General features: G+C 41.8%; 1 protein-coding gene. It reads left to right on the forward strand.

Annotated elements, in window-relative coordinates:
- Nucleotides 1–76 precede the first annotated feature (76 nt).
- On the forward strand, nucleotides 77–531 hold a 455-nt coding region (locus FC85_RS15410; protein ID WP_136846390.1), incomplete at its 3' end, for a helix-turn-helix domain-containing protein.

The raw sequence follows: 531 nt of genomic DNA on the forward strand, positions 1-531 counted from the left end.
ATTAAATAAAGAATGGCCCATGGCCAAATTTCTGTAAAATGATGTTTGCGAAAACAATCATGAAAGGAATTTAGCCATGGATCACTACAAGCATATTACCATAGATGAACGGGAAACTATCTTTTTAATGAGGAATCATGGAAACTCACTTCGTGAGATTGCCAGCCATATCAAGAAAAGTTACTCAACCATTTCTCGAGAATTAAGCCGTAATTCTACTGGTAAATCCTATTCACCTTCGAAGGCTCAGGAGAAGTACAAACAGCGCAAAGGCAACTGTGGCAGAGTCTCTCTCTTGAGTAATCCTCAGGTGTTTGAAGTGGTGAGAGAACACTTCTGCGAAGACCTTTGGTCTCCGGAGGAAATATCGAATCGCTTGGCAGTCGAAAAGTATCCGGTGCAGATCAGTACCACGACTATTTACCGTGGGATTTTCAATGGCTTATTTGATAATTTGTTTAAATCTGGCAGCTCTAGTGCCGTGCGCCATCTAAGGCATCACGGCAAGTCTCGCCACAATAAAGCTTATCA

Origin of the sequence: Lentilactobacillus diolivorans DSM 14421, from assembly GCF_001434255.1 — a bacterium.
GTDB classification, from domain to species: Bacteria; Bacillota; Bacilli; order Lactobacillales; family Lactobacillaceae; genus Lentilactobacillus; species Lentilactobacillus diolivorans.